Origin of the sequence: Phenylobacterium sp. 58.2.17 (genome assembly GCF_026411515.1) — a bacterium.
Classification (GTDB): Bacteria; Pseudomonadota; Alphaproteobacteria; order Caulobacterales; family Caulobacteraceae; genus Phenylobacterium.
Genome location: NZ_JAPMTQ010000010.1, coordinates 26,182 through 49,292 on the forward strand (window position 1 = coordinate 26,182; position 23,111 = coordinate 49,292).

General features: G+C 69.1%; 36 protein-coding genes. 2 read left to right on the plus strand and 34 right to left on the minus strand.

The features are described 5' to 3' along the window. Positions 1–6: 6 nt before the first annotated feature. The 31 genes from OUA97_RS09130 to OUA97_RS23435 all read right to left on the minus strand — a co-directional run bounded on the left by OUA97_RS09130 (position 7) and on the right by OUA97_RS23435 (position 19,277). Positions 7–396, minus strand: a complete 390-nt coding sequence (locus OUA97_RS09130) for a hypothetical protein (RefSeq protein WP_267231570.1) — start codon at positions 394–396, stop codon at positions 7–9. Then, positions 397–1,437, minus strand: coding sequence for a phage protease (locus OUA97_RS09135; RefSeq protein ID WP_267231571.1), 1,041 nt, complete (start codon positions 1,435–1,437; stop codon positions 397–399). Positions 1,438–1,757: 320 nt separating this feature from the next. Beyond that, positions 1,758–3,107, minus strand: coding sequence for a phage minor head protein (locus tag OUA97_RS09140; RefSeq protein ID WP_267231572.1), 1,350 nt, complete (start codon positions 3,105–3,107; stop codon positions 1,758–1,760). A 2-nt stretch (positions 3,108–3,109) separates the two neighbouring features. Next, entirely contained in the window at positions 3,110–4,819 is a 1,710-nt protein-coding gene (locus OUA97_RS09145; protein ID WP_267231573.1) for a DUF935 domain-containing protein, read from the minus strand. Positions 4,820–4,821: 2 nt separating this feature from the next. After that, positions 4,822–6,465, minus strand: a complete 1,644-nt coding sequence (locus OUA97_RS09150) for a hypothetical protein (protein ID WP_267231574.1) — start codon at positions 6,463–6,465, stop codon at positions 4,822–4,824. Continuing rightward, the gene (locus tag OUA97_RS09155; protein ID WP_267231575.1) at positions 6,465–7,025 is read right to left on the minus strand and encodes a phage protein Gp27 family protein; all 561 of its coding nucleotides are present in this window, start codon (positions 7,023–7,025) and stop codon (positions 6,465–6,467) included. Before OUA97_RS09155 ends, OUA97_RS09150 begins: the two co-directional genes overlap by 1 nt. Before the next feature lie 2 nt (positions 7,026–7,027). After that, positions 7,028–7,339 (minus strand): hypothetical protein, encoded by a 312-nt coding sequence (locus OUA97_RS09160; RefSeq protein ID WP_267231576.1) that lies wholly within the window; start codon positions 7,337–7,339, stop codon positions 7,028–7,030. Next, positions 7,336–7,707 carry a hypothetical protein gene (locus OUA97_RS09165; RefSeq protein ID WP_267231578.1) on the minus strand — a complete coding sequence of 124 codons (372 nt, stop codon included), beginning with the start codon at positions 7,705–7,707 and terminating at the stop codon, positions 7,336–7,338. The genes OUA97_RS09160 and OUA97_RS09165 overlap by 4 nt, the downstream gene beginning before the upstream one ends. Further along, complete coding sequence (locus OUA97_RS09170; RefSeq protein ID WP_267231579.1) at positions 7,704–7,937, minus strand: TraR/DksA C4-type zinc finger protein; 234 nt, start codon at positions 7,935–7,937, stop codon at positions 7,704–7,706. Before OUA97_RS09170 ends, OUA97_RS09165 begins: the two co-directional genes overlap by 4 nt. Then, entirely contained in the window at positions 7,934–8,122 is a 189-nt protein-coding gene (locus OUA97_RS09175) for a hypothetical protein (protein WP_267231580.1), read from the minus strand. Before OUA97_RS09175 ends, OUA97_RS09170 begins: the two co-directional genes overlap by 4 nt. Before the next feature lie 43 nt (positions 8,123–8,165). Next, the gene (locus OUA97_RS09180; protein WP_267231581.1) at positions 8,166–8,741 is read right to left on the minus strand and encodes a hypothetical protein; all 576 of its coding nucleotides are present in this window, start codon (positions 8,739–8,741) and stop codon (positions 8,166–8,168) included. Beyond that, the gene (locus OUA97_RS09185) at positions 8,738–8,914 is read right to left on the minus strand and encodes a hypothetical protein (protein ID WP_267231583.1); all 177 of its coding nucleotides are present in this window, start codon (positions 8,912–8,914) and stop codon (positions 8,738–8,740) included. The genes OUA97_RS09180 and OUA97_RS09185 overlap by 4 nt, the downstream gene beginning before the upstream one ends. Then, on the minus strand, positions 8,911–9,201 hold the full coding sequence (locus OUA97_RS09190; RefSeq protein WP_267231585.1) for a hypothetical protein: 291 nt from the start codon (positions 9,199–9,201) through the stop codon (positions 8,911–8,913). Before OUA97_RS09190 ends, OUA97_RS09185 begins: the two co-directional genes overlap by 4 nt. Continuing rightward, positions 9,198–9,842, minus strand: coding sequence for a glycoside hydrolase family 19 protein (locus OUA97_RS09195; protein ID WP_267231587.1), 645 nt, complete (start codon positions 9,840–9,842; stop codon positions 9,198–9,200). The genes OUA97_RS09190 and OUA97_RS09195 overlap by 4 nt, the downstream gene beginning before the upstream one ends. Positions 9,843–9,938: 96 nt before the next feature. Next, positions 9,939–10,328, minus strand: a complete 390-nt coding sequence (locus tag OUA97_RS09200; protein WP_267231589.1) for a hypothetical protein — start codon at positions 10,326–10,328, stop codon at positions 9,939–9,941. After that, positions 10,325–10,540: a hypothetical protein gene (locus OUA97_RS09205; protein WP_267231591.1), complete on the minus strand. Its 216-nt coding sequence runs from the start codon at positions 10,538–10,540 to the stop codon at positions 10,325–10,327. The genes OUA97_RS09200 and OUA97_RS09205 overlap by 4 nt, the downstream gene beginning before the upstream one ends. Further along, positions 10,540–11,178: a gp16 family protein gene (locus OUA97_RS09210; protein WP_267231593.1), complete on the minus strand. Its 639-nt coding sequence runs from the start codon at positions 11,176–11,178 to the stop codon at positions 10,540–10,542. The genes OUA97_RS09205 and OUA97_RS09210 overlap by 1 nt, the downstream gene beginning before the upstream one ends. Before the next feature lie 286 nt (positions 11,179–11,464). Next, on the minus strand, positions 11,465–11,878 hold the full coding sequence (locus OUA97_RS09215; RefSeq protein ID WP_267231594.1) for a hypothetical protein: 414 nt from the start codon (positions 11,876–11,878) through the stop codon (positions 11,465–11,467). An 8-nt stretch (positions 11,879–11,886) separates the two neighbouring features. After that, positions 11,887–12,183: a hypothetical protein gene (locus OUA97_RS09220; RefSeq protein ID WP_267231596.1), complete on the minus strand. Its 297-nt coding sequence runs from the start codon at positions 12,181–12,183 to the stop codon at positions 11,887–11,889. Next, positions 12,183–12,428 (minus strand): hypothetical protein, encoded by a 246-nt coding sequence (locus OUA97_RS09225; protein ID WP_267231597.1) that lies wholly within the window; start codon positions 12,426–12,428, stop codon positions 12,183–12,185. The genes OUA97_RS09220 and OUA97_RS09225 overlap by 1 nt, the downstream gene beginning before the upstream one ends. Further along, the gene (locus OUA97_RS09230) at positions 12,428–12,751 is read right to left on the minus strand and encodes a helix-turn-helix domain-containing protein (RefSeq protein WP_267231599.1); all 324 of its coding nucleotides are present in this window, start codon (positions 12,749–12,751) and stop codon (positions 12,428–12,430) included. The genes OUA97_RS09225 and OUA97_RS09230 overlap by 1 nt, the downstream gene beginning before the upstream one ends. Further along, on the minus strand, positions 12,751–12,993 hold the full coding sequence (locus tag OUA97_RS09235) for a hypothetical protein (RefSeq protein WP_267231600.1): 243 nt from the start codon (positions 12,991–12,993) through the stop codon (positions 12,751–12,753). Before OUA97_RS09235 ends, OUA97_RS09230 begins: the two co-directional genes overlap by 1 nt. Beyond that, complete coding sequence (locus OUA97_RS09240; RefSeq protein ID WP_267231601.1) at positions 12,993–13,694, minus strand: DUF3164 family protein; 702 nt, start codon at positions 13,692–13,694, stop codon at positions 12,993–12,995. Before OUA97_RS09240 ends, OUA97_RS09235 begins: the two co-directional genes overlap by 1 nt. After that, the gene (locus OUA97_RS09245) at positions 13,691–13,888 is read right to left on the minus strand and encodes a hypothetical protein (RefSeq protein WP_267231604.1); all 198 of its coding nucleotides are present in this window, start codon (positions 13,886–13,888) and stop codon (positions 13,691–13,693) included. Before OUA97_RS09245 ends, OUA97_RS09240 begins: the two co-directional genes overlap by 4 nt. Further along, the gene (locus tag OUA97_RS09250; protein WP_267231605.1) at positions 13,885–14,229 is read right to left on the minus strand and encodes a hypothetical protein; all 345 of its coding nucleotides are present in this window, start codon (positions 14,227–14,229) and stop codon (positions 13,885–13,887) included. The genes OUA97_RS09245 and OUA97_RS09250 overlap by 4 nt, the downstream gene beginning before the upstream one ends. Beyond that, complete coding sequence (locus OUA97_RS09255; RefSeq protein ID WP_267231606.1) at positions 14,226–14,465, minus strand: hypothetical protein; 240 nt, start codon at positions 14,463–14,465, stop codon at positions 14,226–14,228. Before OUA97_RS09255 ends, OUA97_RS09250 begins: the two co-directional genes overlap by 4 nt. Before the next feature lie 11 nt (positions 14,466–14,476). Then, positions 14,477–15,475 (minus strand): AAA family ATPase, encoded by a 999-nt coding sequence (locus OUA97_RS09260; protein ID WP_267231607.1) that lies wholly within the window; start codon positions 15,473–15,475, stop codon positions 14,477–14,479. 68 nt (positions 15,476–15,543) lie between these two features. Beyond that, positions 15,544–17,487 (minus strand): transposase domain-containing protein, encoded by a 1,944-nt coding sequence (locus OUA97_RS09265; protein ID WP_267231608.1) that lies wholly within the window; start codon positions 17,485–17,487, stop codon positions 15,544–15,546. After that, the gene (locus OUA97_RS09270; protein WP_267231610.1) at positions 17,484–17,960 is read right to left on the minus strand and encodes a hypothetical protein; all 477 of its coding nucleotides are present in this window, start codon (positions 17,958–17,960) and stop codon (positions 17,484–17,486) included. The genes OUA97_RS09265 and OUA97_RS09270 overlap by 4 nt, the downstream gene beginning before the upstream one ends. Then, a complete protein-coding gene (locus tag OUA97_RS09275; RefSeq protein ID WP_267231611.1) occupies positions 17,953–18,882 on the minus strand; it encodes a ParB/RepB/Spo0J family partition protein in 930 nt (309 codons plus the stop codon). Before OUA97_RS09275 ends, OUA97_RS09270 begins: the two co-directional genes overlap by 8 nt. A 2-nt stretch (positions 18,883–18,884) precedes the next feature. Next, the gene (locus OUA97_RS23435) at positions 18,885–19,277 is read right to left on the minus strand and encodes a helix-turn-helix domain-containing protein (protein ID WP_416362420.1); all 393 of its coding nucleotides are present in this window, start codon (positions 19,275–19,277) and stop codon (positions 18,885–18,887) included. On the opposite strand from OUA97_RS23435, the gene OUA97_RS09280 reads away from it, so the two are divergent. Together OUA97_RS09280 and OUA97_RS09285 are read left to right on the plus strand one after the other, a co-directional pair. Next, positions 19,263–19,925 (plus strand): XRE family transcriptional regulator, encoded by a 663-nt coding sequence (locus OUA97_RS09280; protein ID WP_267231612.1) that lies wholly within the window; start codon positions 19,263–19,265, stop codon positions 19,923–19,925. The two genes, OUA97_RS23435 and OUA97_RS09280, sit on opposite strands and share 15 nt — an antisense overlap. Before the next feature lies 1 nt (position 19,926). Next, the gene (locus OUA97_RS09285) at positions 19,927–20,292 is read left to right on the plus strand and encodes a hypothetical protein (RefSeq protein WP_267231613.1); all 366 of its coding nucleotides are present in this window, start codon (positions 19,927–19,929) and stop codon (positions 20,290–20,292) included. A 518-nt stretch (positions 20,293–20,810) separates the two neighbouring features. Here the strand turns inward: OUA97_RS09285 and OUA97_RS09290 are convergent. Genes OUA97_RS09290 through fsa form a run of 3 tightly spaced genes read right to left on the minus strand, consistent with a single transcriptional unit; the run spans position 20,811 to position 23,071 of the window. Further along, positions 20,811–21,740 (minus strand): tyrosine recombinase XerC, encoded by a 930-nt coding sequence (locus OUA97_RS09290; protein ID WP_267231614.1) that lies wholly within the window; start codon positions 21,738–21,740, stop codon positions 20,811–20,813. Beyond that, on the minus strand, positions 21,725–22,399 hold the full coding sequence (locus OUA97_RS09295) for a DUF484 family protein (protein ID WP_267231615.1): 675 nt from the start codon (positions 22,397–22,399) through the stop codon (positions 21,725–21,727). Before OUA97_RS09295 ends, OUA97_RS09290 begins: the two co-directional genes overlap by 16 nt. An 18-nt stretch (positions 22,400–22,417) precedes the next feature. Then, positions 22,418–23,071 (minus strand): fructose-6-phosphate aldolase, encoded by a 654-nt coding sequence (fsa, locus tag OUA97_RS09300; protein ID WP_267231616.1) that lies wholly within the window; start codon positions 23,069–23,071, stop codon positions 22,418–22,420. Between the last annotated feature and the right edge of the window lie 40 nt (positions 23,072–23,111).

The window sequence follows — 23,111 nt, forward strand, 5'->3', positions numbered from 1 at the left end:
CGTTCCTTAGAGAGTGACCCAGACGCCGTCGGCTTCCACCTGGAAGACCTTGCCGGCGACCGACTTGTTGGTGACGAGGGAGCCCACGGTCTCGTCGTCCTCGACGTAGCAGTCGGACCCGATGTGGGCGGCGGTGACGGCGTTCACGCCATGGTTCTTGAACTTGAAGGTGCCGCGGCGGACCTCGACCGAGATCGCGCCGTCAGCCCCGGCGTTCTTGGCGTAGGCCGCGAAGATGCCGACCGTGCGCAGGGCCGCGGCCGAGACGCCCGGCTTCACCACGGCGCCGTCCATCACGGCGATGGCGCCCTGGAAGCACTCGGCGGCGGCCTTGACCGGCAGCGAGCGGAGAACGCCGACGACCTCGTCGCGGCGGCTGTCTTGGGTCTGCGCCATCTAGGCGGTCTCCTTCAGGGTTTCGGCGTAGGCGACCGGGTCCCAGCCGTTGTCACGGCAGAGCGAGACCTGCTGGGCGGTCAGGCCGTTGGCGTCCTTGCCCGCGCCTTCGACCTTCTTGTCGGCGGCCGGCGGTGTGAGCAGCGCGGGATGGTCGGCGAGGATCTGGCCGGTCTGTTCCGGCTTCTCGCGGCACAGCGAGACCCAGTGATCGCGCGAGGCCGGCGCGATCTTGCCGGCGGTGATGGCGGCGTCGACCGTGGCCTCGGCCGCCTTCTGGGCCTCGCCGTCCTTCAGGGTCTGCAGCTCGGTCTCGGCGGTAGTGGCGCGAGCCAGGGCGGTCTGCAGATCGGCGGTCGGCACGAACTTGGCCGGGTCGCGGGCTTCGCGGGCCAGGCTGACCTGGGTGGACGCGGCGGTGACCACCTCGTCCTCGGTGGCGGTGGCGGGCAGCCCGAAGGCGTCCCGCAAGCGTTGGAGCAGGGACATAGAGTTTTGGTCCTGGTTGGAGGTTTTGCCGCGCCCCTCGATGCTGGCGAGCGCCGGCATATCCAGGGCGGGCTGGGTGGTCAGGGCGAAGGAAGACAGGGTGACGATCTCGCCGGTCGGCGTGTGCCGGATCGCGGGCGAGAGGTAGCGATACTCTTTGTCGGCCACCTTCCGGCCGCCGGCAGGCGTCCATTCGGGCTTGGCCCAGATCCCATCGGCGCGCAGCTCGTAGGCTTTGGCCCAGCCCTGGGCCGGCGCGTCCTCGCCCTTCGGGGCGCGGATCTCGCTGGCGTGCTCGATGTCGAACGGGAGATCGGCGGTCTTGGCCCGCAGGTTGGCGAGCAGCGCCTCGGGATTGCTCAGGGTGAACCGCCGGCCGTCCCGCGCCACGATCTCGGGGCCAATCGGCAGGACCATGACCCACTCGGGCGGCGCGTCCTGGTCGCCGACGCGGGCGAGCGCGATCTCAAGGCCGGCCCCGTAGGCGACGGCTTGGTCATCGGCCTCGCTGCAGAGGGCCAGAACGTTCGGTGTGGACAGGCGCTGAACCATGGCGCCATCTTCGGGGTGTCCGGCGAGGCTGTAGCCCCGGACAACTGTCCGGATCGCCTGACGGCCTCCGGAGCGGGAAATCACCCCGACGCCCCCAAACCGGATGGCCCCTCGAACGCCCTCGAACGGGTCAGGAGGCCCTTTGGCTCAGCTTGGCGACGTCCGGAGGGGTCGGGGCTGAGAGGCGGCCCAGCGGCGGCGCTTTTCAGCCGAGGTTTGCGTCCGGCGCGCGAAGTGCTAATTTCCGGGTCGGCGACCTAGTCAGACGTGCAGCCGGCCTTCGGGTCGATGGGGAAGGTCACGCACCCCCGGTCGCCATTTCACCCCTCCAGATCGATGACGCCGCCGCCGGCTCGCACCAGCTCGCGGCCGCGCACCAGGCGCGCGCGTCGGCTGGGCGAGGTCGGGTGCAGGGTCCGCACGCGGTAGGCTCCGGCCACCGGCTTGAGCGCCAGGTTCCAGAGCTGATCCGCCCCGCCGATCCGGAAGGCTCCGATTACGTTCAGGTCGCCGGCCGGGCCGCGCCAGATCTCCGCGTGTTCGAGCAGCAGCTGCACGCGCCGCCAGTCGGCCGCCGGCACCGGATGGATGTGCGCCGAATGACCGATGCCCGAGGCGTTGGCGACGACGACCGACTGCGGGACGCCGGCCAGCGGCGGCATGACGCCCACCGGCCAGGCGTCAGGCGGGAAGGTTCCGGCCCGGTCGGCGGCCTGGGCGGCCAGCTGCTCGCCGGCCGGATGCGCCAGGCGGCGGGCCTGGTCGGCCACGGCGGCGCGGGCCTCGGCTCGCGCCAGGCCGATCCGCAGGGAGTCGGCGACGAGATCCTGGAAGGTCGGCAGGTTGACCAGGTCGGCGGCGGCGGCGCGCGCCAGGTCCGGGTCCAGATCCTCGACCTTGCGCGTCAGCAGCTCGCCGAGGTTGGCGCGGCGGGCCATGCCGGCGTTGTAGGCGAAGCCGGGGCCGACGTCCTCGGGGGCGCGGGCTATGCGGCCGGTCGGGCCATGCGACCAGGTCGGCCAACGGTTCGGGTCCAGCTCCACGCCCATGGCTTCGAGCTGGTCGTCGCTGACCACCTTCGCCGCCCCGGACGCGATCTCGTTCAGCGAGACCTGGATGACGTAGCAGCGGCAGAACCAATCGTTGGGCGGATACCAGGTGCGCCAGAACACATGGCCGACCGGAAGCACCAGGCCGAACCACTGACGATGCGAGGCGCGGGTCTTCTCGTCCGAGACGCCCAGATACTCCAGGGCCGGGAAATCGGCCTGGGTGTCCTCGATGGCCTGCCACTCGGCGGCTGCGTAGGCCCCGCGGATGTTGGTGTCGTAGATCACCCGCGTGCGCCAGGGCGCCGACAGGTTCACCTTCCGCTCGCCCTCGGCGAACTCGGTCACGACCTGGGGCCCGGCGAAACCCAGCTTCTTCAAGCGGTCTTCGAACTGCTCTCGAAAGGTCTCGTAGGTCTCGCCGCGAGCGACCGCCTGGGTGGTAAGCTGTTTGGCCGCGGCGATGACGTCCAGGCGATGGACGCCGGCCAGGGTAAAGCCGAAGGCGTGCTGCTCGCGCCAGATCGACGGCCAGCGCCAGGATCGAACCAGGCCCTTGGCTTCAAGATAGGCGACGGCGCGCGGATCGGGGCCGGGATCGAAGTCGAAGCGTTCGGCCATGGTCAGGCGTCCCGCGTCGCTTCCTCGCCGGTGGCGGCGGCCAGGAACATGGCGCGGGCCAGGCTACGCGCGGGGCCCGGCGCGGAGAGATCCTTCGCCAGTGCGTCGAGCTGGCCGAGCGCCTGGTCGAAGCCGCCGGCCGCGCGGATCACGTCGACCACGGCTTGGGCCTCTGCGCCGAAGGTCCGCTCCCAGCCGTCGAGCGAGGCCAGGGTCAGGGCGTCGAGATCGGCGTCGATGGCCTCGCGCCGGGCGCGGGCGTCGGCCAGGCCGCCGGCACGGGCCAGGGCGCGGCGCTCGGCCGGGGGCGGATCGCCCCTGTCATCGTCCTCGCCCTCGCGGCCGGGGCCGGGGCCGGGGCCGGGGCCGGCCGGATCGTCGATGATCACCGTGCCCTTCCTGCCCCGCAGCTTCGCAGGCTTGTCCTCGGCCTCGCCCTCGCTCGACGCGCCGGGCGGCGTCAGCACCTCCTCGTCGTCGGACGGCTCCGACAGCTTCAACTTCTTGCGGATCTCGCTCTGGCCGACACGCAGGCCGAGGGGCACCAGCCGCTCCAGCGTCGAAGACAGGGCGTCCATGTCCTCGGGCTCGTCGACCACCAGCTCGACGAACGGGACCGGAGCGGTGGCGCCGTAGTTGAAGGCGATGAACGGGGCGAGCACGTCGCGGGTGACGGTGGCGGCCAGGGACTTGCCATCCGCCTTGGTCAGGTCGCCGCGCACCTCGTCCAGGACGGTCGCCTGGGCGTAGCCGCCGCCGGACTGCATGTCGGTCGTGCCCGATTGGCCGAGCACCGCCTTGGACACCTGGTTGTCGAGGAAATGGATCAGGCTCGCGAACAGCTCGGCCCCGCCGGTCGCCGCGCCGAGGTCCGGGAACTCGATATCCATGGACTTCGGAATGACCGCCGCCGCATCCGACCCCAGGCCGAAGACGGCCCGCTTCAGGACATTGACGTCATCGGCGCTCGCCGAACCGTCGTAGCGGCCGAGCCGCAGCGGAATGCCGAAGATCTCGGCATAGGCCATCCAGTCCTTCATCCCGTAGAGCTTGCAGACGAAGCTGAAGGCGACGAGGCGGGCCAGGCCCGCGCGGGCCGGCAGGCCGGACTTGCGGGTCGCGCGGTGCACGACGAACTTCGCCGGCGCCAGCGGCTCCCCATCCGGCGCGGCCGGTTCCTTGAGGCGCAGCTCGCGGCCGGTCTCGCGGTCCCATTTGAACCAGCGCGGGTCGCGCTCCAGATAGCTGCTCGGCCGCCAGACGCCCGCGGTGTTCCAGGCGATCTCCGACACCGCATAGCCCTTGGCCAGGGCGTCGAGCTGGTGGAACAGCAGATCCTCGAACGCCGGCTCGCTGATCAGATCCTCGCACGCCTCCAGGATGGCGTCGGCCTGGGCGTGGCCCTCGTCCTTCTTCGACCAGGTCAGCTTCCGGTCCAGGCCGATGACCGCCAGCTTGCGGGTCTGCAGCACCGCGCCGTAGTGAGGGTCGCGCTCCTCCATCTCCTCGGCCAGGGTCAGGAAGGCGTCCATGTCGCCCTGGTCGGCCTGGCGCAGGATCGCGGCCAGCTTGTCGGGCGTCAGGCCGGCCGTGGCGGTCTCGGCCGACCACGCCTGGCGCACGCCGGTCAGGCCAGGGCGCGCGACCTCCTGCTGCAGGGCCTTCTTGGTCACGGTCAGCGGGCGGCCGAGGTGATCGACGAGCTTGGTCATGGTCAGGGGGTCCAGTTGCGGAAGCGGCTGAAGCCGCCGCCTTCGTTCTCGCGACGGCGACGGGCCAGCGCGCTCTCGTTTCCGAGGTCTCGGCCCTCGACGCGGTGGTAGGCGTACTCGCCGACATCCACCCAGGTTGCAGCAAAGCCGAGCGCAAGCGCGATGCCGACGTCCCCGTGACGCTGAAGGCCATCGGTGCCGGTCGTGCGGATGTCCCGCGGAACCATCGGCACGCCCCTGATCAGCCGGATCTGACGCAAATCGTCGACGTGGTCGGAGTGTTTGACCGTGGCGATCGTGCGGTCTTCGAACGCCGCTTTCAGGGGCGGCATGTTGTTCAAGTACCAGGACTGCGAAAGGTGGACCTCTTCGATCCGTTCCGGGCCGAACTCCTGCATCGTCTCCTGAGCCAGCGACGCGCCGTTGCCCGTCGCGTCAAGCTTGCCCGCTGTGAACCGCGGTAGGCGTTTGGTCACCCAGAACACGATCTGCTTCTGCTGATCGTAGGGCACATTCCGCATCTCGATCACGAACGGCACACGCCGAGTTAGATCGCGGTCGATGGCGAGCGGCACATATGCCGAGACGTCGCCCGTCAACGCGAAGTCCTGACCAAAGGCGTGGCGCAGGTTCGGATCGAGTTTGTCTAGCTCAGGCTGAACGACCTGCTCTAGCCAAGCCTGGACGTAGGACTGACGGTCCGTCTTGCTCTTCAGCTCGAAACCGGCGGGGCACTTCAAGCGCAGAACCTGGTCGACGCCGCCCGACGTCATACAGCTCTCGATCAGGGCGCGGGTCAGATAGATCCCCGAACCCTGCGAGGGGATGCAGCGCAATTCCTCATCGGCGTCGGCGCCATGGTAGGCGTATATCTTCTTGCGCCAGGCGGCCTCGATCTCGGGCGACCACTCCTTGCCCTGCATCAAGCAGATGCGCTGATAAAGCCCCTCCTCGATGGCCTCGTCGAATGTGCAACGCACCACGGCACCGGGACGCTTCTTGGCCCGGATGTCGGTGATCAGCTCGTTGAAGGGGTTGTCGGCGCCGTTGTGTGTCGAGATCACCAGCACCTTGCCGCCTCGGATGAGCAGGGCCATGGCGGCCTTCAGCAGCGCGGGGGCGTCGTCGTGGAAGGCGTACTCGTCCAGGATGACATAGCCCTGGCGACCACGGAGCGACCGCGGCCGGCTGGACAGCGCCACGATTTCGAAGCCCGAAGCGAACCGGATGCGGAACGCCTGGATCTGGCGATCCTCCTGGCCCTTCTCCTGATCGGTGAACAGAAACTCGCCGACATCGGTGCAGGCCGGCATGAACGCTCGCGCCCACATGGCGCACGCGTCGATGAATTCCCGCGCCATGTCGAAGGAGGTGCCGATGTAGAGCACGTCCATGCCGCCAGCGCTCTTCGCAGCCCCGGCGGTGAGGACAGAATCGGCGGCGGCGGCCCAGGTGAAACCGACGCGGCGGCTCTTGTCGCAAACAACGACCTCTTCGGAGGCCGTCGCCATCAACAGTGCCTTTTGGGAAGGCATGAGGATGTCGGGCAACGACTTGCCGACCAGCGCGGCCGGCAGGCTGGTGACAGCGTCTCGCCTGAGCTTCGCCCATTCCTCCTCGGTGATCGCTTCGCCGTCGAACGCCATCAGCGGATACCCAGGATCTCGGCCTTAATGGCGTCGACGGTTTCTTTCGACAGCCCGCCCTCGCGCTTGGCCACTTTCTCGACCGCGGTCGCCGCTTCCCGTGCGGCCTCCGCGCGGGCTTCGGCGCGCATTTTCATGGCGCGGTCGGCGTCGGTGCGCTGGGCGCTGACCAGGCGCTGCAGCGACAGCGAAATCGACTTGGCCTCCTCGGCCGACAGCGTGACCGGCTGGCCGTCATCGTCCAGGCGCTCCTCGGTCAGTAGCTCCAGCAGCGCGCCCTGCAGGATGCGCATGTTGGCCCGGCCGATGCGTTCGTCCGGTTCGTCGCCGAACTTCTCGACCACGAACTTCGCCATGGTCTCGGCGCGCCGCAGCTGGTCGCCGACCTGGGCCAAACTCTTCACGTGGCGGCCCAGCGCCGAGCGCGATACCTCGACATCGAGGGGACGCAACGCCTCCAGGATCTCGTCGATGGTGCGGCCCTGACGGCGAAGATCCGCGATCATGTCGCGGATCTCGTCAGGCAGGCGGTCGATGGACGAAGGCGTCTGCCGGGCCATGGCTAGTCCCGCCCCCGTTGAGAGGGCTTCGAGATGCCTTCGATCTCGACCAGGCCGCCGGCGCAGCGCTGGCCTTGCTTGGTGATCGCCGCCACCATGATCCGGGCGTCGTAATACTCGATGTCGATGCAGTGCACGCCCGCGAGGAAGCGGAAGTCCTGCTGCACGACCTCGCGGTCCAGCAGCGAGCCGAAGCCCAGCGAGCGCAGCGACTTCTCGATTGAGCTTTCACCGCACTCGCCGCCGGCCTCGACCAGCAGCCGCAGGATGGCCAGGCGGCGGTCCGCCGTCATGTGTTCTCGAATCCGGCTCATCGCAGCGCCTCAACGCCCTCTTTCAGGAAGTAGCCCTCAAGGCGGCCGATGCCGCCCAACGCCTGGCCGACCTTGTCGCCGACCTTGCCGATCTCGCCCTCGACCCGCGCCAGGTCGGCCTTGGTCGGCAGCTGGGCGATGTCGTCGTCCAAGCCGTCCAGCCGCCCTTCGTGGCGTTGGATCTGGTCGTGCTGGCCCGAGACCTTGTCCGCGAGCTTGTCCACGCTGGCGGTGATCGGCGCGGTCGCCTGTGAGACCAGGGTCTGAACCTCGGTCTTGGCGAGCTGGCGCAGCGACCAGCAGAACCACAGCGTCAGGCCGTTCAACACGAACAGCGCGACCGGCCAATACTTCAGCAGCTCGCTCAAGGGACGCTCCGGGAAAACAGCTTCTGGCGGCGCTCGAACGCCTCCTGACAGACGATGCAACGGCGGCTGCTGGGGGACGCGGCGACGCGGTCGGCCTCGATGGGGTCGGCGCACTCGACGCAGTCGCCGGCCCACCGGAAATTCGGATCGGTCGGGGCGCGTGCCTGGGCGATGGATCGGTCGCGGTCGGCTATCTCCAGCAGCTGGGCGCGGTCGGCGTCGTCGCTCACGGCCGGGCCGCCTGGCGCTCGCACTCGGCTTTCGCCCCGGCCAGGCGCTTCTCCAGCAGATCCTCGCGGCGATCCTTGGCGTCCAGGTAGTCGTCGGCGGCCGGGTTGGCGCGCAGGATTGCGCCGGCCGGCGGCAGGGCGCGGGCCGGCAAGTCCTGCGCCAGCTCGGCCGGGCAGACGCTCACGCGGTCCACCTGCAGCTGAAGCGCGGCCTTCGGCGGCGGGGCGTCAGGGGGCGACCTCCCAACGCTCGCGCAGGCGGTCAGCATCATAGACGCGCAGGCCATCGCTATCGCGAGGCGCGCTCTCCCGAACGGCTTGGGCACGGTGATCTCTCTCGGCGAGTTGACGGCCGCGCTGCTCGGCGCGAGCGACGGCCTGGTTACGGTCGGCCTCGGCGTCGTCGATGACGCCACGCAGGCCGAGGATGGTGGCTCCGTCAGCCAGGGTCTGACCGAACAGCGAGACGACTTGCGCCGGGCAACGCGCGGCGACGGCGGCCCCGTTCGAGGCGACGACCTGGTCGGCCTGCAGCTCGGTCTTGTTGGCCTTCAGGGCTAGCTCGCAGGCGTCGAGCTGGCGGGCCTTGCGGTCGGCGGCGGCGATCTCGGGCGTGCAGACCTTGTCGGCGTCGACCAGCTCGCCGCCCTTCGGGGCGTGCCCCTTCACCGCCGCGGCGCAGGCGCGGTGATCGCCCAGCTCGCGCTTGGCGTCGGTCAGGTCGGCGCGGGTGACGGCCAGCACCAGGGCCATGCCGCCGACAACGGCGACCGCGCCGGCCAGGGCGTAGGCGCGGATGCTCACGGCGCGACCAGGCGGCAGGCGGCCAGCAGCAGCAGTGCGGCGGCGGCGACCTCGACCTTATCGATGGGGCGGCGGGCCTCGGCGTCTTTGGCGACGTCGCGAGTGAGCGCGATGGCGATCACGACCAGCACGGCGAACAGCAGCCAGTCGAGCAGCAGGAAGAACAGGGTCACGTGGTCACCTGGGCGTTGAGGTCTTTGGAGCGGTAGTGGGCGAGGACGACCAGGCCGCCGAGAAAGGCCCCGAGGCCGGGCCAATCCATCGGCTCGCCTTCGAAGTTGAACAGGCGCGCCAGCGGCAGGATCGCACCGTTGATCGCCAGGACCGCGACGCAGACCCAGGCGGCGGTGGAACGCCACCCGCCCCGCCAGAACCGGCCCAGCGTCTTCCACTGGCCCTCGTCCAGGCGCGCGGCGACGGTCTCGGCCGCATCGACGAAGTCTTCGGCGAGGTCCTTCACGGCCACACCAGGCGGGCGCGGCCTAGATAGGCGCGGCGATCATCCAAGCCGACCAGGGCCGGGTTGATCAGGGCGGTCACGGCCCGCACGTCGTCGCGGTCGGCGGCGGCGTTGATCTTCTTCCACTTCCAGAAGCGGGCGGCGGCCTGCGCTGCGGTTGTCGGGTTTTCGAGGAGCTGGGGCGAGCCTTCGAGGTCCATGCCGGTGGCGCGGCCTACGGCGCGATAGTTGTCGCGGAAAGTGATGTGCAGGTAGCCGCCGCCCCGGAAATCGTGGCCATCGCCGGTCTCAGGCCCGCCGTTGCCGTATCGGTCGGCGTAGACGCAGTTGGCGATGGCTTCCGGGCCAGCGGCGATCAGCTGGCGAGCGTGAGCGAGGTCGCGAACCTTCTTGAACAGCTTGTCCAGCGTCGCCGGGTCGCGATAGCGCATGTTCTCGCGTAGCCGGGTGAACCCCTGCGTTTCGTGGGCGGCCTGGGCGATGAAATGCCGGACCCGCGCCGGGGTCGTCAGATCGCCCAGCGGGCGGGCCGCTTCGAGAGCGGCGGCGTGGGGCGCGGCGGCCTCGCGGCTCAGGCGCGGCTCGACGAACAGCAGCCGTTCGGCCGTGATCGCTACGCTGGCGGCGTCGGTTGTGGTCACTGATCCTGCCCCGAAAACCCAGCCTTGCGCCGGGCGACTTGAGGTGTGCAGGATGGCGGACAGCCCGGCGGCGGTAGCCCCGGACAATTGTCCGGATTACTCGGGCTCCTCAGAACCCCAATCGAGCAGCGGCGCCGCGTTATGGCTTCCCATCTGCTCGCGCACGCGCCGGGCGGTGCGCTCATGGACGTCGCAGATCCGCGCGGCCTTGGCCGCCGAGACGGTCGGGTCGCTCAGCAGCTTGGCGATGGCCGCCCGCCGGCCGCGGGTGCCGCGCAGATGGGCCATCGGGATCGTCACCTTCACCGGCCCGAAGGCCGCGACGATGGCCGCTGCAGCCTCGGCCCCGACCACCTGGGCCAGGGCGCTCTCCGGATGCGCCGACAGCTTCATTTCCTGGCCGCCATGACGCATGGCCAGCCGGGTCGCTGCGCGATCACCGGCGATGGCCGCGATCTCTCCCAGGATGCCGGGCAGCGGGATCATGCGCCCTCGCTCCGACCCGCGCGCGACAGGGCGATGCACGCCTGCAGCGACGCCAGGGTCGCCGCCCGCAGAGCCGCCTCGCGCTGGGCCTTGGTGCCCTTGGGGGCGTAGTGGGCGCGGCGCTCGGCCAGGGCGCGCGCCTCCTCGGCCGCGGCGACCGCCGCAGCTGCATCGGCCTCTTCACGCCACGCAAAGAGGTCCGCGCCGGCCATCAGTTGGCGGGCCTGTCGTTGATCGTCTGGCCTTGCTCGCGAGCCATGGCGTCCAGCTCGGCCTCGGTGCAGCGGTTGACGCCGGGCAGGTAGCCCAGGCCCAGCTTCTCGCGTTGGGCGTTCACCAGGCGGGCCTTCAGGGTCCAGACGTGGCGGGCCGGCCTGATGCCGTCCAGGTGCTGTTCCCATCCGGCCCGCTCGGCCATCGCCTTCAGCGCCTCGATCAGCCGATAGCCCATGCCCTCATCGGCCCATTGCAGGCGGTCGACCTTCAGCTGCCGTGCGGCGAAGGCTTCCAGGGCGCGCTCGGACGGATCGCGAACGACGCCGAGCTGGTGCAGCGAGATCCACAGTGCGCGGGCCTTGGCGGCGAACGGGCTCTGAGCGGGAGCGCGGCGAAATGCGGAACTCTTTTCCGATTTTCCGGTCGAGGGCTTCCAGCCGAGCCGGCGATACTCGGCCAGGATGGCGTCCAGCTGGGCCGGGCTGCAGTCGCCGGCTGAGCGCAGCCCGCCGGTGACGCGCGCGATCAGATCGCGGCGGACCTCGTCGTCCAGGCCCAGCTCCTTGGCGCCCAGGTGGACCTTGGCGAGCATCGGGTTCCTGCCGGCCGGGGCGAACTTGCGGGCGGCGCTCATCGGCCAATCCCTCCGGCTCGCTCAGTCGCCTGATGGGTCATGCGGCGGTTGAGAGCGCAGCACACGCGCCACGACCGTTCGCTGTTCCAGAGACGCCCGCCTTCGACCTTCAGCACCTCGCCGCGACGCTCAAATCGTTGGCGCAGCTTCGTTCGAAGCCGCTTCAGGTCGCGGTCGACCAGCCGCCAGTGATCCGGGCACATCCAATGCGCCCAAACCCCCTTCACGCTGCGGCGGCAGAATGGGACGGCGCAGGGGGTGCGCCCTGCCTTCGGAGCAAAGTCGTTCATTTCAATTGCCCCTCGATGGGCGTGGTCACCCGCGCGAACGCGAGCGGTTGCCAGTCCTTCGGCAGCAGCGCGCCGTCCCAGGTCGACTGCCAGGCGACCCAGCCGGGGCCGCCGGCTCGATGGGTGTTCACGTCGCGCGGGGTCGGGCCGTTGAAGCGGTGCAGGCGGGCGAGCAGCTGGGTCTTCTGGCGGCGCGAATGCACCTCGACGAACAGCAGGACCTCCTCGTCCAGCTGCAGCTCCTCCCACTCGGACGACCAGGCCAGGCCGGCGGCCTGGTCAGCGGGCGGCAGCAGGTCCAGCTCGGCCAGCACCGCGCCGACGTCGCGGCGCATCTGCTCGCCGCCGGCCTTGCCGCCATAGATCTCGGCGGCGGTCGCGCCCTCGGCGAACCGGGTCAGACGTTCCACGGCAGCGCTCATGCCGCCGGCCCTTCGCAGCGAATGTGAAACCGGACGGTGAGGGTTTCCTCGGCGATGGCCATGGTGCCATCGGCGTAGCGCCGGACGCGGGTCCGCAGGGCGTAGACCCGGCCGTCAGCATCGGTGAACTTGGCGTCGAGCGTCCAGCCGCGGGCCTGATCCGAGACGCGAACTCGACGCGGTCGGGTCCAGTCCGACGCCGCGAGCCGGAACACCTGGTCAAAGCTCTCGGGCTTGTAGGCCACCTCGCGATAGGTGGTCGCCGCCCGGCGCTTGGTGGGGCGCTTCGTCATCAGACCCGCGCCCCGTCGTTGCCGGCATGGATTGTGACGACGGTCCCGTCCTTGGCGACGATGGTCACGCGCAAGGCCGGACAGGTGACCGAGGCCACGCCCTTGGCGACCCACGCCTCGCGGCCCTCGCACAAGATCTCGGCGCGGATCGCCTCGATCAGATGCTCGCCGCCATGCACCAGCGAGATCCAGCGGACGATGGCGTGGTCGGAGACGGTCGGTTGGAAGCGGCGGGGAAACGCCATCACAGATGCTCCAGGACGGTGGGATTGATCGCTGCGAGCTGGGCGACGATACGGGCCAGCGAGCGGATTTCGCCGACGTCCTCGACAAGCCGGCGGCGCACCTGGCGCTGGGCGTGGAGGACGGTCGTGTGATGCTTGTTCAGGCGGGCGCCGACGAAGGGGAGCGAGAAGTCCGGCCGCAGTTCCAGCGCCAGATACATCGCCCGCTGACGGGGCCGGCAAACGTAGAAGCGGCGGCCAGATCCCTTCAGCTCAGCGACCGTCAGGCGCTCGGCCTGAGCCGTCGCCTTGAGGATCTGAGCGAAGGTGACCTGGCCGGCCATCAGGCGAACACCTCGGCGACGCAGGCCAAGGCGCGGGCGTGGACGACGGGACGCATCGCCCCGACCGCCGCCTCGATCACCGGCCATTCGTGGTCGGTGACGACGGTGTCGGCCTTGTCGGCCGCGTACCGGGTGCAGACGTCGGCCACCAGCTCGACCTCGAAGTCCGAGAGGACGTCCGAGGCCCGGCCGAGCAGGACGCCGGCCGACATCAGCAGGATGGATTGCTTGCTGGTCAGCATCACGCCGCCGCCAGGTCGATGGTGACCAGCCGCCAGCGATCGGTCGGCCGTTCGCGGCGATAGAAGCGCACGTACTCCTTGGAGCCGCGGATCTGGATGGCGTCGCGCACTGCATCCATGGCCCGGTTCCAGCGTTCGTCCTCGATCTCGTAGCGCAGCAGCGGGAACAGCTTGGCCGGCGAGACGTGGCCTTCCTTCTCGGTGTCGAACGCCCCTTGAACGATGGTCCGCAGGGCCGCGTGGCTGGCCGCCGACCACTCGGTCAGACACTCGTCGATCAGGGCCTTGGCGATCTGCAGCTGGGGTCCGAAGGCGATCTGATCGGCGACCGCCAGCTGCACCTTCGACAGGCCGTCGAAACTAGTCAGGGTCAGGTTGCCCTTCGCCCCGCCCTTGGTGGCGCCGTAGTGCTGTTCCAGCAGCGCCATGAAGTCGGCGATGTTCGCCAGGGTGTGCTCTTTGAACCGGCTGATCTGCGCGCTCAGTTCGTTGGCGAAGAACATGGTCTTCCGGGTGGTCTCGTCTTCCAGAAGCACCTCGGCCTTCATGGTCGCGACCGGGACCAGGCGGCCCTTGGCGTCGCGCATGTGGTCTTCGCCGTCGACCGGGATGACGGCGGCCTTCATGGCCTGGGCCAGGGCCGCTTCGCGCGACACGGCCTGGACCATGGCGGGGACGGGATGTTGGGGGGCGGTGTTCAATGCAGGTCTCCGAAGGATCGAGCCGCCAGCAGGCGCTGGCCGGGGGGAAGGTCTGAGAGGAAGGCTTCGCGGGCGGCCCGGCGCTGCCGCGCCTGGACCTCCTGCTGGCCGTGGCGATGGACGAAGGGCTGCGGCGGCTCCCGCAGCACCCGGCGGAAGGCAGCCAGCCGGCCGAGGGCGGCCAGGGGGCTCATGCGTGCTGATCCAGCAGGGCGAAGGCGCGCTCTGCCTGCCCTAGGACCGTGGTGAACTCGTCCTGGTTTTCATCGAGCCCGGCCAACCAGTCCGGGATTTCCATGCCGCGTTCGAGCACGAGGCGGGTGGCGAGCCCCACAACTAGACCCCGGAGGAAAGGCGCCGTGAGGATGAGCGCAAAGTTTTCCAGGTCTTTCGGCTCCAGAGCCGCGAAGGGATCGCCCAAGACGCAGACCGGTCGGCCGCGCTGGTCGATCACCGTCCCGTCGTCTTGTGGAAGCCAGGGGAAGTCATCGCCATCCAACCCGAGGGTTTGGACGATCTGGTGAAACCGGCTCATGCCCGTCCCCCTTCGATCACCTCGAACGGGCCGCCGGGGCGCGTTTGATGCGCGGTCAGCACGATGGCCGGTGCAGCCGGCTCCTCCATCAGGTCGACGGCAAGTTCCAGGCCGCGGCCCATCATGGAGAACAGGCGTTGGAACTCGTCTTCGGTCAGGCAGTTGGCCCGCTGCAGCGAAAGGATCTGGTGATAGGCGCTCTTGCCGTTCCGGATCGGGTTCAGGGACGTGCTCATGGGATGGTTCCTCAGCGATGACCGGCGAGCTGCGCGAACGCGGCTTTCAGGTGGTCGATGTTCAGGGGGGCATCGGAGCCGCGAGCCGCGAGGATCGCGTTCTCCATGGTCATCTCGATGTTGCGCAGGCCGCCGGCCTGGGCCGCGATCTGCTGGCAGAAGGCGATCTCGACCTTGGTGATGGCCTCGCCGTTGCCCTCGGCCCAGGCGCGCGCCAGGTCGGCCGCGTCGTCGGCGTTCGGCGTGGCGATGAATTGGCGGTGGGCGATGCGGCTGGACACCTGGGCGAAGTCGGCCTTGCCGCCGGTCGGGCCGACCGAGGTGTAGGCCAGCTCGTTGCCGAGGATGGCGACGCCGACCGGCGAACCGACGTGGCGGCTGCGGTCGTTGATCGAGCGCAGGGCCTCCAGCGCCTTGGGCGAGAGGTGCTGGCCCTCGTCCACGATGATCAGGCTTTTGGCGGTGGTGGCGCCGTCCGTGATCCGGCGGATCAGCTGCAGCGGCGTACCCTTGGCGTCGGTCACGCCCATGGCCCGCAGGATCTCCAGCAGCATGGTCGGCACGCCGGTGGTCGTGGTGTCCATCGGGCAGTACCAGGTCCGCGGCGTGTCGATGGCGTACTGGCGGGCCGTCGCGGTCTTGGAGACGCCGGGCATGCCGGTGAGCAGGACCATGCGGCCGACCTCGCGAGCGTAGGCCAGGGCCGTGGCGATGACCTCCGAACCGCGCAGGGGCATGAAGGCAGGCGGAACCGGCACCCGGCGGCGCAATTGGCGGGCCTCGCGGACCGACTTCAGCCAGCGGTGCAGCTTCTGAGCCGTCTCAGCCTTGCCGGTTTCGTTGGGATATTTGCCGTTCAGGTACTGGCTGAGCGTCGAGCCGGGGATCTCGGCGGCGCGGGCGACATCGGCCTGCGAGGCGCGCTCCAGGCGCATGGCTTCCTGCACGGCCTTGATCAGGTCCAGGTGCTCGGCCTCGTCGAACTCAAGCTTGCCGGGGTTCAGGTTCATGGATAGTCCTTTGCGCGTTTACGTTTGCTACTGGGCCCGTCCGGAGTTGCCGCTCCGGGCGGGCCTTCTCATTCGCCGCCCAGGGCTTGGCGGAAGCCGCGGCCCCAGGCGTCGAGATGATCGGTGGTCGAGATCGCCGCCTCGGCCTTGCGCGGGGCCTTGAAGGCCGGGCGCACGACGTTGGTGTCTGGCGTGGTGATGACGGGCTCGGGCGCGGCAGGGCCGGCCAGCTGGGCTGCGACTTCGCGGGCCGACAGCTTGCGGGCCGCCTTGGCCTGGGCCTTGACCGCGCGGGCGTAGTCGCGGAGCGCCTTGCGGTGTTCCCGGCCGTCGCTGAGGTTGTCGAAGCTGCCGGCGCCGACACGGCTGGCCTGGGCCAGGAACTGGCCGCGCTCGCTGTAGACGAAGGCGTCCTGGTCCATCCGCTCCGGGTCGAAGCGCACGATCACCTTCTGCCGCGGCAGGTCGCCGAGCTGGGGCGACCAGTAGCGGTGGCCTTCGACGCGGACCTCGCCGGTCTTGTGGTCCATGCCGACCGGCTTCGAGGCCAGCATGCAGAGGCGCAGCTGCGCCTCGGTGACCGTGCGGCGCTCGGCCTTGGCCATCCCGGCCGTGAACACCTGATCGAAGGACCGGCCGTTCATGCCCTGGCCGCGGCGGCCTTCCTGGGCGTTGTAGAAGGCCAGCTCGCGCTCGACGATGGCCGCGAACTCAGCATACGGGACCGCCCGCGAGCCATAGTTCTCGGGCTTCGAAACCGGGTTGTGGCCGGTGTAGGCCCCGACGAACTCCGGCCCCTTGGCGATGTCGTGCGCGAAATTGCGGAACGCCCGCTCGATAGGCTTGGCCTGACCCCAATATGGCGTGACGAAGATCGCCTTGACGCCCAGCGTGGTCAGCAGGCCGGCCGGTTCTTCCTCGGGCGTCTTGCCCCAGCGCAGGCGGCGCTGACCGCCCGCGATAGCCGCTGCGGAGTTCTCCCGGCCGTTGTCCATGAAGATGGTCTGGCAGAGGCCATAGGTGCGGAAGGTGTCGCCCAGCGCCAGACGGACCAGATGGTGGTTCAGCGACAGATCGTGCCGCACCGCCAGCATCTTGCCGCTGGCGATGTCCTGCACCGCCAACGAGATCGGCCGGGCGATGGTCCCGTCCGGCCACTCGACCATGACGTCCCACGTGTGGCCGTCGAGATTGAGGATCTGCATCGGCGCGATGCCCGAGCGGTCGCGGGTCAGGTGCGGGAACGCATGGTCCAGCGCCTCGCGGCCATAGCGGAACAGCGTCTGGACAGGCGGCGGGACCTCCTGGTCCATCCGGCGCTGCAGCGTCTTGGCCGAGGGCACGGCCCAGCCGTGCTCGGGCGCGATCCGCCCCAGGCGGCGGTAGCAGGCCGCGTGGCTGGGCTTCGACTGCTGCAGGTACGCGCCCTTGTAGAACTCCCAGGCGTCGTCGCTCAGGTCGGACTTGCTGGCCCGGCCGCCGTACTCGGGCGCCAGATAGGCCGCGCGGTCACTGACGGCGATGCCGGCCACCCGCGCGAACCAGCTGTGGACCGTGCTGCAGCTCAGGGCCGGCTCGCCGCCCAGCTGGGCCTCGCGCACCGACTGGCTGACGAGGTGGTTGACCGCCGCCGTCTTGCCCAGGCCCTGGCGGATAAGCGCCTCGACCTGGTCGAGGATGGCCAGGCGGCGCATGGCTTCGCCCCGGACGCTGTCCGGCAGCAGCTCCCAGCGCGCCCACGCGGTCTCGCGGTCGGCGACCTCGGCCGTGGCCGGGGCCGCAGCCGCGGCCAGCTTCAGCCGCGCCGCCTCGGGCAGCAGGCTGACGTGATACTCAACCCCGCCGCCGCGCCCCTGGCGCTTGCGGGCCAGCGGACCGTCCGGCCCCTCGCGGCCATCCCAGCCCTGGGCCTTCGCCGCCTTGAGCACGCCCTGCTTGGTCGATGGCAGGCCCGGAAGGGCCTTGGCCGCCAACTCGCCTGCAGAGAACCAATCCCCCCCGACGTCGATCATCGCTGCTTCCGAAACTCTGGAGTGCTGGGAGCTAGAGCCAGGGCGGCCTTGGACTGCGCCATTAGCTCGCGGGCCTGCTTGGCCTTGATCGCGGACTCGGCCAGCAGGGCTTCCTCGCCGTGCAGGATGATCGCCCCCTCGTCGCGGATCAGGTGGTCGAGCAGCCAGTGACAGCCGGTCGCCCGGACAAAGGCCATGAACCGCACCACGCTGATCGTGTGGGTCGAGCGTGAGGGGGCGGTGTAGGCGTAGAGCTGCGCCGTGGTGACCTTCTCGTCGCCCAGCAGCTCGCTCATCTTGGCCGCGATGACGTGGCCGGTGTCGCCGCAGGTCCGCAGCGCCATTCCCATGGCGGTGGCCAGATCGAGCTTCATCTCCGACGCCGAGCGCATCGGCGCGACCTTCCGCACTGGGAAGATCGAGCCGTCGCCGAAGAGGTCGCCGGTCTGATCGTCGCCCCGGACCCTAGCCATGGTCGGCCTCGGCGGGGCACTGGATCGCGTAGCCCTTCGGCAGCGAGCGGCCGGCCAGGTCGTGCAGGATCGCGGCGCGCGCGCTGGGCGAGGCCGCGCCCCACAGCTTGCTAAACGCCTTCACGGTCACATCGACCGGCGTTTCAACCGCCTTCATAGGCTGATTGCCGGCCGCGCGGGCCTGGCCCTCGGGCACGGTCTTGGCCTCGCCGCTGATCAGCAGCTCAGCGACCTTGGCCTGCTCGGCCTTGTCGCCCAGCGCCGCCAGCTGGCGCAGCAGGCCCTCGTTGCGGGCGATGGCGGTGCCCTGCAGGCGGTCGCGCACCTCGGGGGACAAGCCGCCCCAGGTCTGAACGGTACGATAGATGTGCTGACGCGACAGCTTGACGTCGCGCGCGGTCTCCTCGGCGAAGCCCATCATCGCCTTGACGTAGGCGCCGGGGATTTTTCTTAGCGTAAGAAAATTCTTCGGCGGGCGGCCGCGTTTGCGCGATGGCATGTCCGCATCGCGGACAACCTGGTCGGGGTGACGCTCTGCATAGATCTCAAGGCGCTCAGCGAGGAATCGCCCAAAATCCAAGGGCGCGAGGCCCGCGCGGATCAGGTTCTCGTCGACCTCCATCTGCCGCGCGTCGAGGTCCGACAGCACCGCGACCCGGCAACGAATGGTCGCGCGGCGCAGCTTGTGATGGGCGGCGAGGCGGTGGCCTCCCACGACCAGTCGATAGCGGGTCGAGCCCTCCTGGCGGGTGACAGCGCGGACCGTGATGGCGTGAACCAGCCCAGTCTCGGCGATGGAGACCGCCAGTTCGTCAACCGCGGCTTGGTCCAGGCCGCGCAAGCGGTCGGTGGCGTCGATTAGCGCGAGGGGGAGTTCGATTTCCGTGCTGCGCATGGGCAGCGTCGAGGCGGCGCTATCCATGTCTAAAACGCCTCGGCGTTTAGACGGTGCGTGCGCGTACGATTCCGATTAGTCTCATCACGAACGTGACGGGAGGGGAGGCGATTTCCGCTCGCGTCATATCGTTTTGGCCACAGCGTATGGAGCGGAACCCCGAGAAATTCGGAAATGACCTTGTCCGAGGTCGGCTGGGGGCGTCGAAGCGAAGCGCGGCAAGCGCTTTCGCTAAGATTGTTCATTAGGGCCAATGCCTTGAGCGTCGTGCCTTTTTTACGCACGGCGCTCTTTATGTCCTCGGCGTGCCACTTCCGCGCCATCGCTATATCGTTCTCCCCATCACTTTCGTGATGATGGATCGAAATAGGGATGGTCGTCAATAGTTCTCGCGATGGGAGAACACGATGGACGGTGCCCATGATCCGAATTTTGATCTTCACGGGTTTGCTCAGCGGGCACGTGAGGCAATGTTTCCAGAGAAGATCACCGCGTTTGCGCAACGGATCGGCCTCCCTCAGGCGACCGTCTCAAAGCTCATGTCTGGCGGCAGCGTCGCGGGCCCGCGGATAGACATCGTCGCGCGTGTCGCCTCCGGCCTTGGCGTGAGTATCGACTGGTTGGTCAGCGGGACCGGCGATGGCCCGCAGGGGGACGAAGTCGTCCGCATTCCGCGGTACGATGTCCAACTCGCCGCCGGGGCTGGCGCTTGGAACGAGGGACGACAAGCCGTTGAAGATATCCCGCTCACCGTTCGGTTCCTCGAACAGCAGTTCGGGCGGCGAAGCGCCAGCGGTCTGGCGTTCGTCACGGCGCGTGGCGATTCTATGGAGCCGACGATCACAGATCGCGGCCTGGTTCTGATCGATCAGAACGTCACCGAGCTGTTCGACGACGTGTTTGCCTTCGTCCTAGCCGGCGAGGCGCGGGTGAAGCGTTTTCGCGTCCTAACTGACGGCGTCACCCTGATGTCCGACAATGCCGATTACCCGTCCGAGACGATCAGCGGGGCCGAAATGAAGCGGCTGCAGATCATCGGCCAGGTGCTCGGCGTCATGCAGAGGATTTAGAATGTCAGTGCGTACAGCCTATCTATCCGTTGTGGTTGCCGCTGCGCTGTCGGTCGCTTCAAGCGCCGCCGCCGATGCAATTGACCTAGAGACCCGCCTCCGCGGGCAGCTGGAGGCTGTCCTCAAGGATGCCCACTCCGCCCAGCTGGAGATCTTGAGTGGTCCAACGCAGCGCAAGTACGTGTACATGGGCTTCGAGAGCGAGGGCCAGGTCGTCTGCACCCGAGTGAACGCTAAGAACAGCTACGGCGGTTATGTCGGCTGGCGACCGTATCTGTTCACGCTCAAGCCCAATGGGGCGATAGGCGTGATCTACGGCGGCGAACGTCACTCAGACGAATTGATCCAGCAGCTTTGCGGCGCATAGCGCAGCACTAAGCGAGTTTACGGTTCAGGCGGGCCTTCGAGCCCGCCTTTTTCGTGGCCGAATGGCCTTAAGTCGCGGAATTCTTACACCTTTTCCCGAACCGTAAACCGCAGCCCGAACCGTAAACCGTAGTTGACGGTTCGGCGGCTGCGTTTCCTGGCCGTATCGGCCGGTTGGGCCGCCTTCGCGCATGGCACCCAAACACCCCTTTCAAGGCCGTTTGAGGCCGTTCATCCCTTGTGGCGCAATGGTTTGAGCGAGGCGCCCTCGCAGGCCCCTCGAACTCGCCTCGAACGAGTCTCGAATGTCTAATGACCGGGGCGGCGTAGACAGTCTAAAACCGCCCAGGAGGCCGTTTGGCGGCTTTTCCGCGGGACAACGCCCAGCGCCCCGCCGCGGGCCTCAGAGGAGCCGGAATGCGTTGTGGCACAAGCGTTTCGTCCCACGCCGTCCCGGTCTATCCCGCCCTATCCCGGCACTCCGGAACCATGTGTCCCATCACACCGAGGCCGTCGAGCTCAGGCGTGCGGATGGGCCTTGGCATAGGCGCTGAGCAGCGAGGCCGCATCGACCTCGGTGTAGCGCTGGGTCGTCGACAGCGAGGCGTGGCCCAGCAGCTCCTGGATCGAGCGCAGGTCCGCCCCGGCCCCGAGCAGGTGGGTGGCGAACGAGTGGCGCAGGGCGTGCGGCGTGGCGCTGTCAGGCAGGCCGAGCCGCCCGCGCAGGCCCTGCACCGTCGCCTGCACGTGGCGCGGGCTCAAGGGGCCGCCGCGCTTGGCGCGGAACAGCGCATCGCCCGGCGCCAGTACGAACGGCAGGTCGGCGACATAGGCCGCAATCGCCGCCTGCACCGCCGGCAGCACCGGGACCATCCGGATCTTGCCGCCCTTGCCCAGGATGCGCAGCGTGTCGGGGACCGGCGCGTCCGAGCGTTTCAGCGACAGCGCCTCGGAGATCCGCAGGCCGCAGCCATAGAGCAGGGTCAGCACCGCCTGGTCGCGGCTGACCTCCCAGTCGTCGCGCTCAGGGTCGAAGGCCGGTTCGGCGATCAGGCCGGCGGCCTGATCCTCGCTGACCGGCCGCGGGGCCGAGGGGACGACGCGCGGGCCGCGCACCAGGGCGATGGCGGCGTTGGGGGTGTCCAGCCGGCGGTCGAGATACTTGTGGAAGGTGCGGATCACCGACAGCGATTGCGACAGCGAGCGCGCCGACAGCGGGTGGTCGCCCTGGCGCAGGTGCGCCAGCCAGGCGCGGATCTCGCTGGGGGCCAGGGTCCCCATATCGGCGAGGCTCAGCGCCTCGCCGCGATGACGCTCGAGAAAGCTGATGTAGCGGCCGCCGGCGAAGGCGTAGGCCTCGACCGTGCGCGGCGAGGCGCGGCGCTCCTTGGCCAGATGCTCCAGCCAGGAGGCGAGCGCCTGGCGGGCGCTGGTCACAGGACCGGCCACCGCTCCGCCGTGCGTTCGACGACCCGGGCCAGGAAGGCGACCAGCTCGGCGCCCATGTCCTCGGTGAAGCCGTGCTCGTCGGCCGAGCCGAAGGCCAGCAGGCCCTCGCGCGACGGCTCCCAGATCGCCATGCGGACCATGGCCATCGAGCGGACCTGCGGCGCGCGATCGCCGAACAGGCCGAGCGCGACGGGTTCGAAGCCCATCAGCGCCACGCGGTCGTGGCCGATGATCATGTCGATCTGGCCCTCGATCAGCATCCGCCAGCCGGCCGGGGTGCGCTCGGGCCCTTCCAGGGCGACCACGCCGCCGATCAGGCCGAAGCGCAGCTGCGCCAGCTCGTCGACCCGGCGGGCCAGGTCGGCGTGGTTGCGCGATTCCAGCATGTCGACGACCGCGCCGTGGGTCTGGGCCTGGGCGGCGAAGTTGGCGCGGGCGGTGGCTTCCAGGTGCTTGCGGGCGCTGCTTTCGCGCTTGTGGGCTTCGTGCACGCGGGCCAGGGCCGCGGGGCCGAAGTCGATCACATTGGCCGCGTCGGCGCGCAGGCCGAGCTCGGCCAGCAGCGCCGCGTCGCCGCGCAGGAAGTCCGGATTGTCCGACAGGAAGGCGCGGACCTCACGGGGCTCGAGACTGTGTTCCTTCGCCTTCGCCCCGCTCATATGCCCGCCCCCAGCGTTCTACAGGATGGACTGGCCCGTCTTGGCCCAGTCGCTGAGGAACTGTTCAAGACCCTTTTCGGTTAACGGGTGCTTGAAGAGGTCGGCGAAGGTCGTGGGCGGAATGGTCGCGCAGTCGGCGCCGGCCAGGGCCGCAGCGGTGACGTGGGCGGGGGTGCGGATCGAGGCGGCCAGGATCTCGGTGTCGAAGCCGTAGTTGTCGTAGATCGCGCGGATCTCTTCGATCAGGGTCATGCCTTCGGCGCCGTAGTCGTCCAGGCGGCCGATGAACGGCGAGATGTAGCTGGCCCCGGCCTTGGCGGCGAGCAGCGCCTGGGCGGCGGTGAAGCACAGGGTGACGTTGGTCTGGATGCCCTGCACCGCGAACTCGGCGGTGGCGATCAGGCCGTTGCGGGTCAGCGGCAGCTTGACCACCACGTTCGGGGCGATCGCGGCGAGCTTGGCGCCTTCGGCCAGCATGCCCTCGACCTCGGTGGCGGCGACTTCGGCGCTGACCGGGCCCTCGACGAGCTCGCAAATCTCGGCGATCACCTCCAGCATGGGACGGCCGGACTTGGCGATCAGGGTCGGGTTGGTGGTCACCCCGTCCACCAGGCCGGTGGCGGTGAGCTCCTTGAGCAGGCCGATGTCGGTGGTGTCGAGGAAGAGCTGCATGGGGTGACCTTCTGGCGCAAGATTTCGGCCGCTGTTTAGC

Coding starts and splice junctions, on each gene's coding strand:
- OUA97_RS09130 (WP_267231570.1), bottom strand. CDS start 396: ATGGCGCAGACCCAAGACAGCCGCCGCGACGAGGTCGTCGGCGTTCTC.
- OUA97_RS09135 (WP_267231571.1), bottom strand. CDS start 1,437: ATGGTTCAGCGCCTGTCCACACCGAACGTTCTGGCCCTCTGCAGCGAG.
- OUA97_RS09140 (WP_267231572.1), bottom strand. CDS start 3,107: ATGGCCGAACGCTTCGACTTCGATCCCGGCCCCGATCCGCGCGCCGTC.
- OUA97_RS09145 (WP_267231573.1), bottom strand. CDS start 4,819: ATGACCAAGCTCGTCGATCACCTCGGCCGCCCGCTGACCGTGACCAAG.
- OUA97_RS09150 (WP_267231574.1), bottom strand. CDS start 6,465: ATGGCGTTCGACGGCGAAGCGATCACCGAGGAGGAATGGGCGAAGCTC.
- OUA97_RS09155 (WP_267231575.1), bottom strand. CDS start 7,025: ATGGCCCGGCAGACGCCTTCGTCCATCGACCGCCTGCCTGACGAGATC.
- OUA97_RS09160 (WP_267231576.1), bottom strand. CDS start 7,339: ATGAGCCGGATTCGAGAACACATGACGGCGGACCGCCGCCTGGCCATC.
- OUA97_RS09200 (WP_267231589.1), bottom strand. CDS start 10,328: ATGATCCCGCTGCCCGGCATCCTGGGAGAGATCGCGGCCATCGCCGGT.
- OUA97_RS09205 (WP_267231591.1), bottom strand. CDS start 10,540: ATGGCCGGCGCGGACCTCTTTGCGTGGCGTGAAGAGGCCGATGCAGCT.
- OUA97_RS09210 (WP_267231593.1), bottom strand. CDS start 11,178: ATGAGCGCCGCCCGCAAGTTCGCCCCGGCCGGCAGGAACCCGATGCTC.
- OUA97_RS09220 (WP_267231596.1), bottom strand. CDS start 12,183: ATGACGAAGCGCCCCACCAAGCGCCGGGCGGCGACCACCTATCGCGAG.
- OUA97_RS09225 (WP_267231597.1), bottom strand. CDS start 12,428: ATGGCGTTTCCCCGCCGCTTCCAACCGACCGTCTCCGACCACGCCATC.
- OUA97_RS09230 (WP_267231599.1), bottom strand. CDS start 12,751: ATGGCCGGCCAGGTCACCTTCGCTCAGATCCTCAAGGCGACGGCTCAG.
- OUA97_RS09235 (WP_267231600.1), bottom strand. CDS start 12,993: ATGCTGACCAGCAAGCAATCCATCCTGCTGATGTCGGCCGGCGTCCTG.
- OUA97_RS09245 (WP_267231604.1), bottom strand. CDS start 13,888: ATGAGCCCCCTGGCCGCCCTCGGCCGGCTGGCTGCCTTCCGCCGGGTG.
- OUA97_RS09250 (WP_267231605.1), bottom strand. CDS start 14,229: ATGAGCCGGTTTCACCAGATCGTCCAAACCCTCGGGTTGGATGGCGAT.
- OUA97_RS09255 (WP_267231606.1), bottom strand. CDS start 14,465: ATGAGCACGTCCCTGAACCCGATCCGGAACGGCAAGAGCGCCTATCAC.
- OUA97_RS09260 (WP_267231607.1), bottom strand. CDS start 15,475: ATGAACCTGAACCCCGGCAAGCTTGAGTTCGACGAGGCCGAGCACCTG.
- OUA97_RS09265 (WP_267231608.1), bottom strand. CDS start 17,487: ATGATCGACGTCGGGGGGGATTGGTTCTCTGCAGGCGAGTTGGCGGCC.
- OUA97_RS09270 (WP_267231610.1), bottom strand. CDS start 17,960: ATGGCTAGGGTCCGGGGCGACGATCAGACCGGCGACCTCTTCGGCGAC.
- OUA97_RS09275 (WP_267231611.1), bottom strand. CDS start 18,882: ATGGATAGCGCCGCCTCGACGCTGCCCATGCGCAGCACGGAAATCGAA.
- OUA97_RS09280 (WP_267231612.1), top strand. CDS start 19,263: ATGGACGGTGCCCATGATCCGAATTTTGATCTTCACGGGTTTGCTCAG.
- OUA97_RS23435 (WP_416362420.1), bottom strand. CDS start 19,277: ATGGGCACCGTCCATCGTGTTCTCCCATCGCGAGAACTATTGACGACC.
- OUA97_RS09285 (WP_267231613.1), top strand. CDS start 19,927: ATGTCAGTGCGTACAGCCTATCTATCCGTTGTGGTTGCCGCTGCGCTG.
- OUA97_RS09295 (WP_267231615.1), bottom strand. CDS start 22,399: ATGAGCGGGGCGAAGGCGAAGGAACACAGTCTCGAGCCCCGTGAGGTC.
- fsa (WP_267231616.1), bottom strand. CDS start 23,071: ATGCAGCTCTTCCTCGACACCACCGACATCGGCCTGCTCAAGGAGCTC.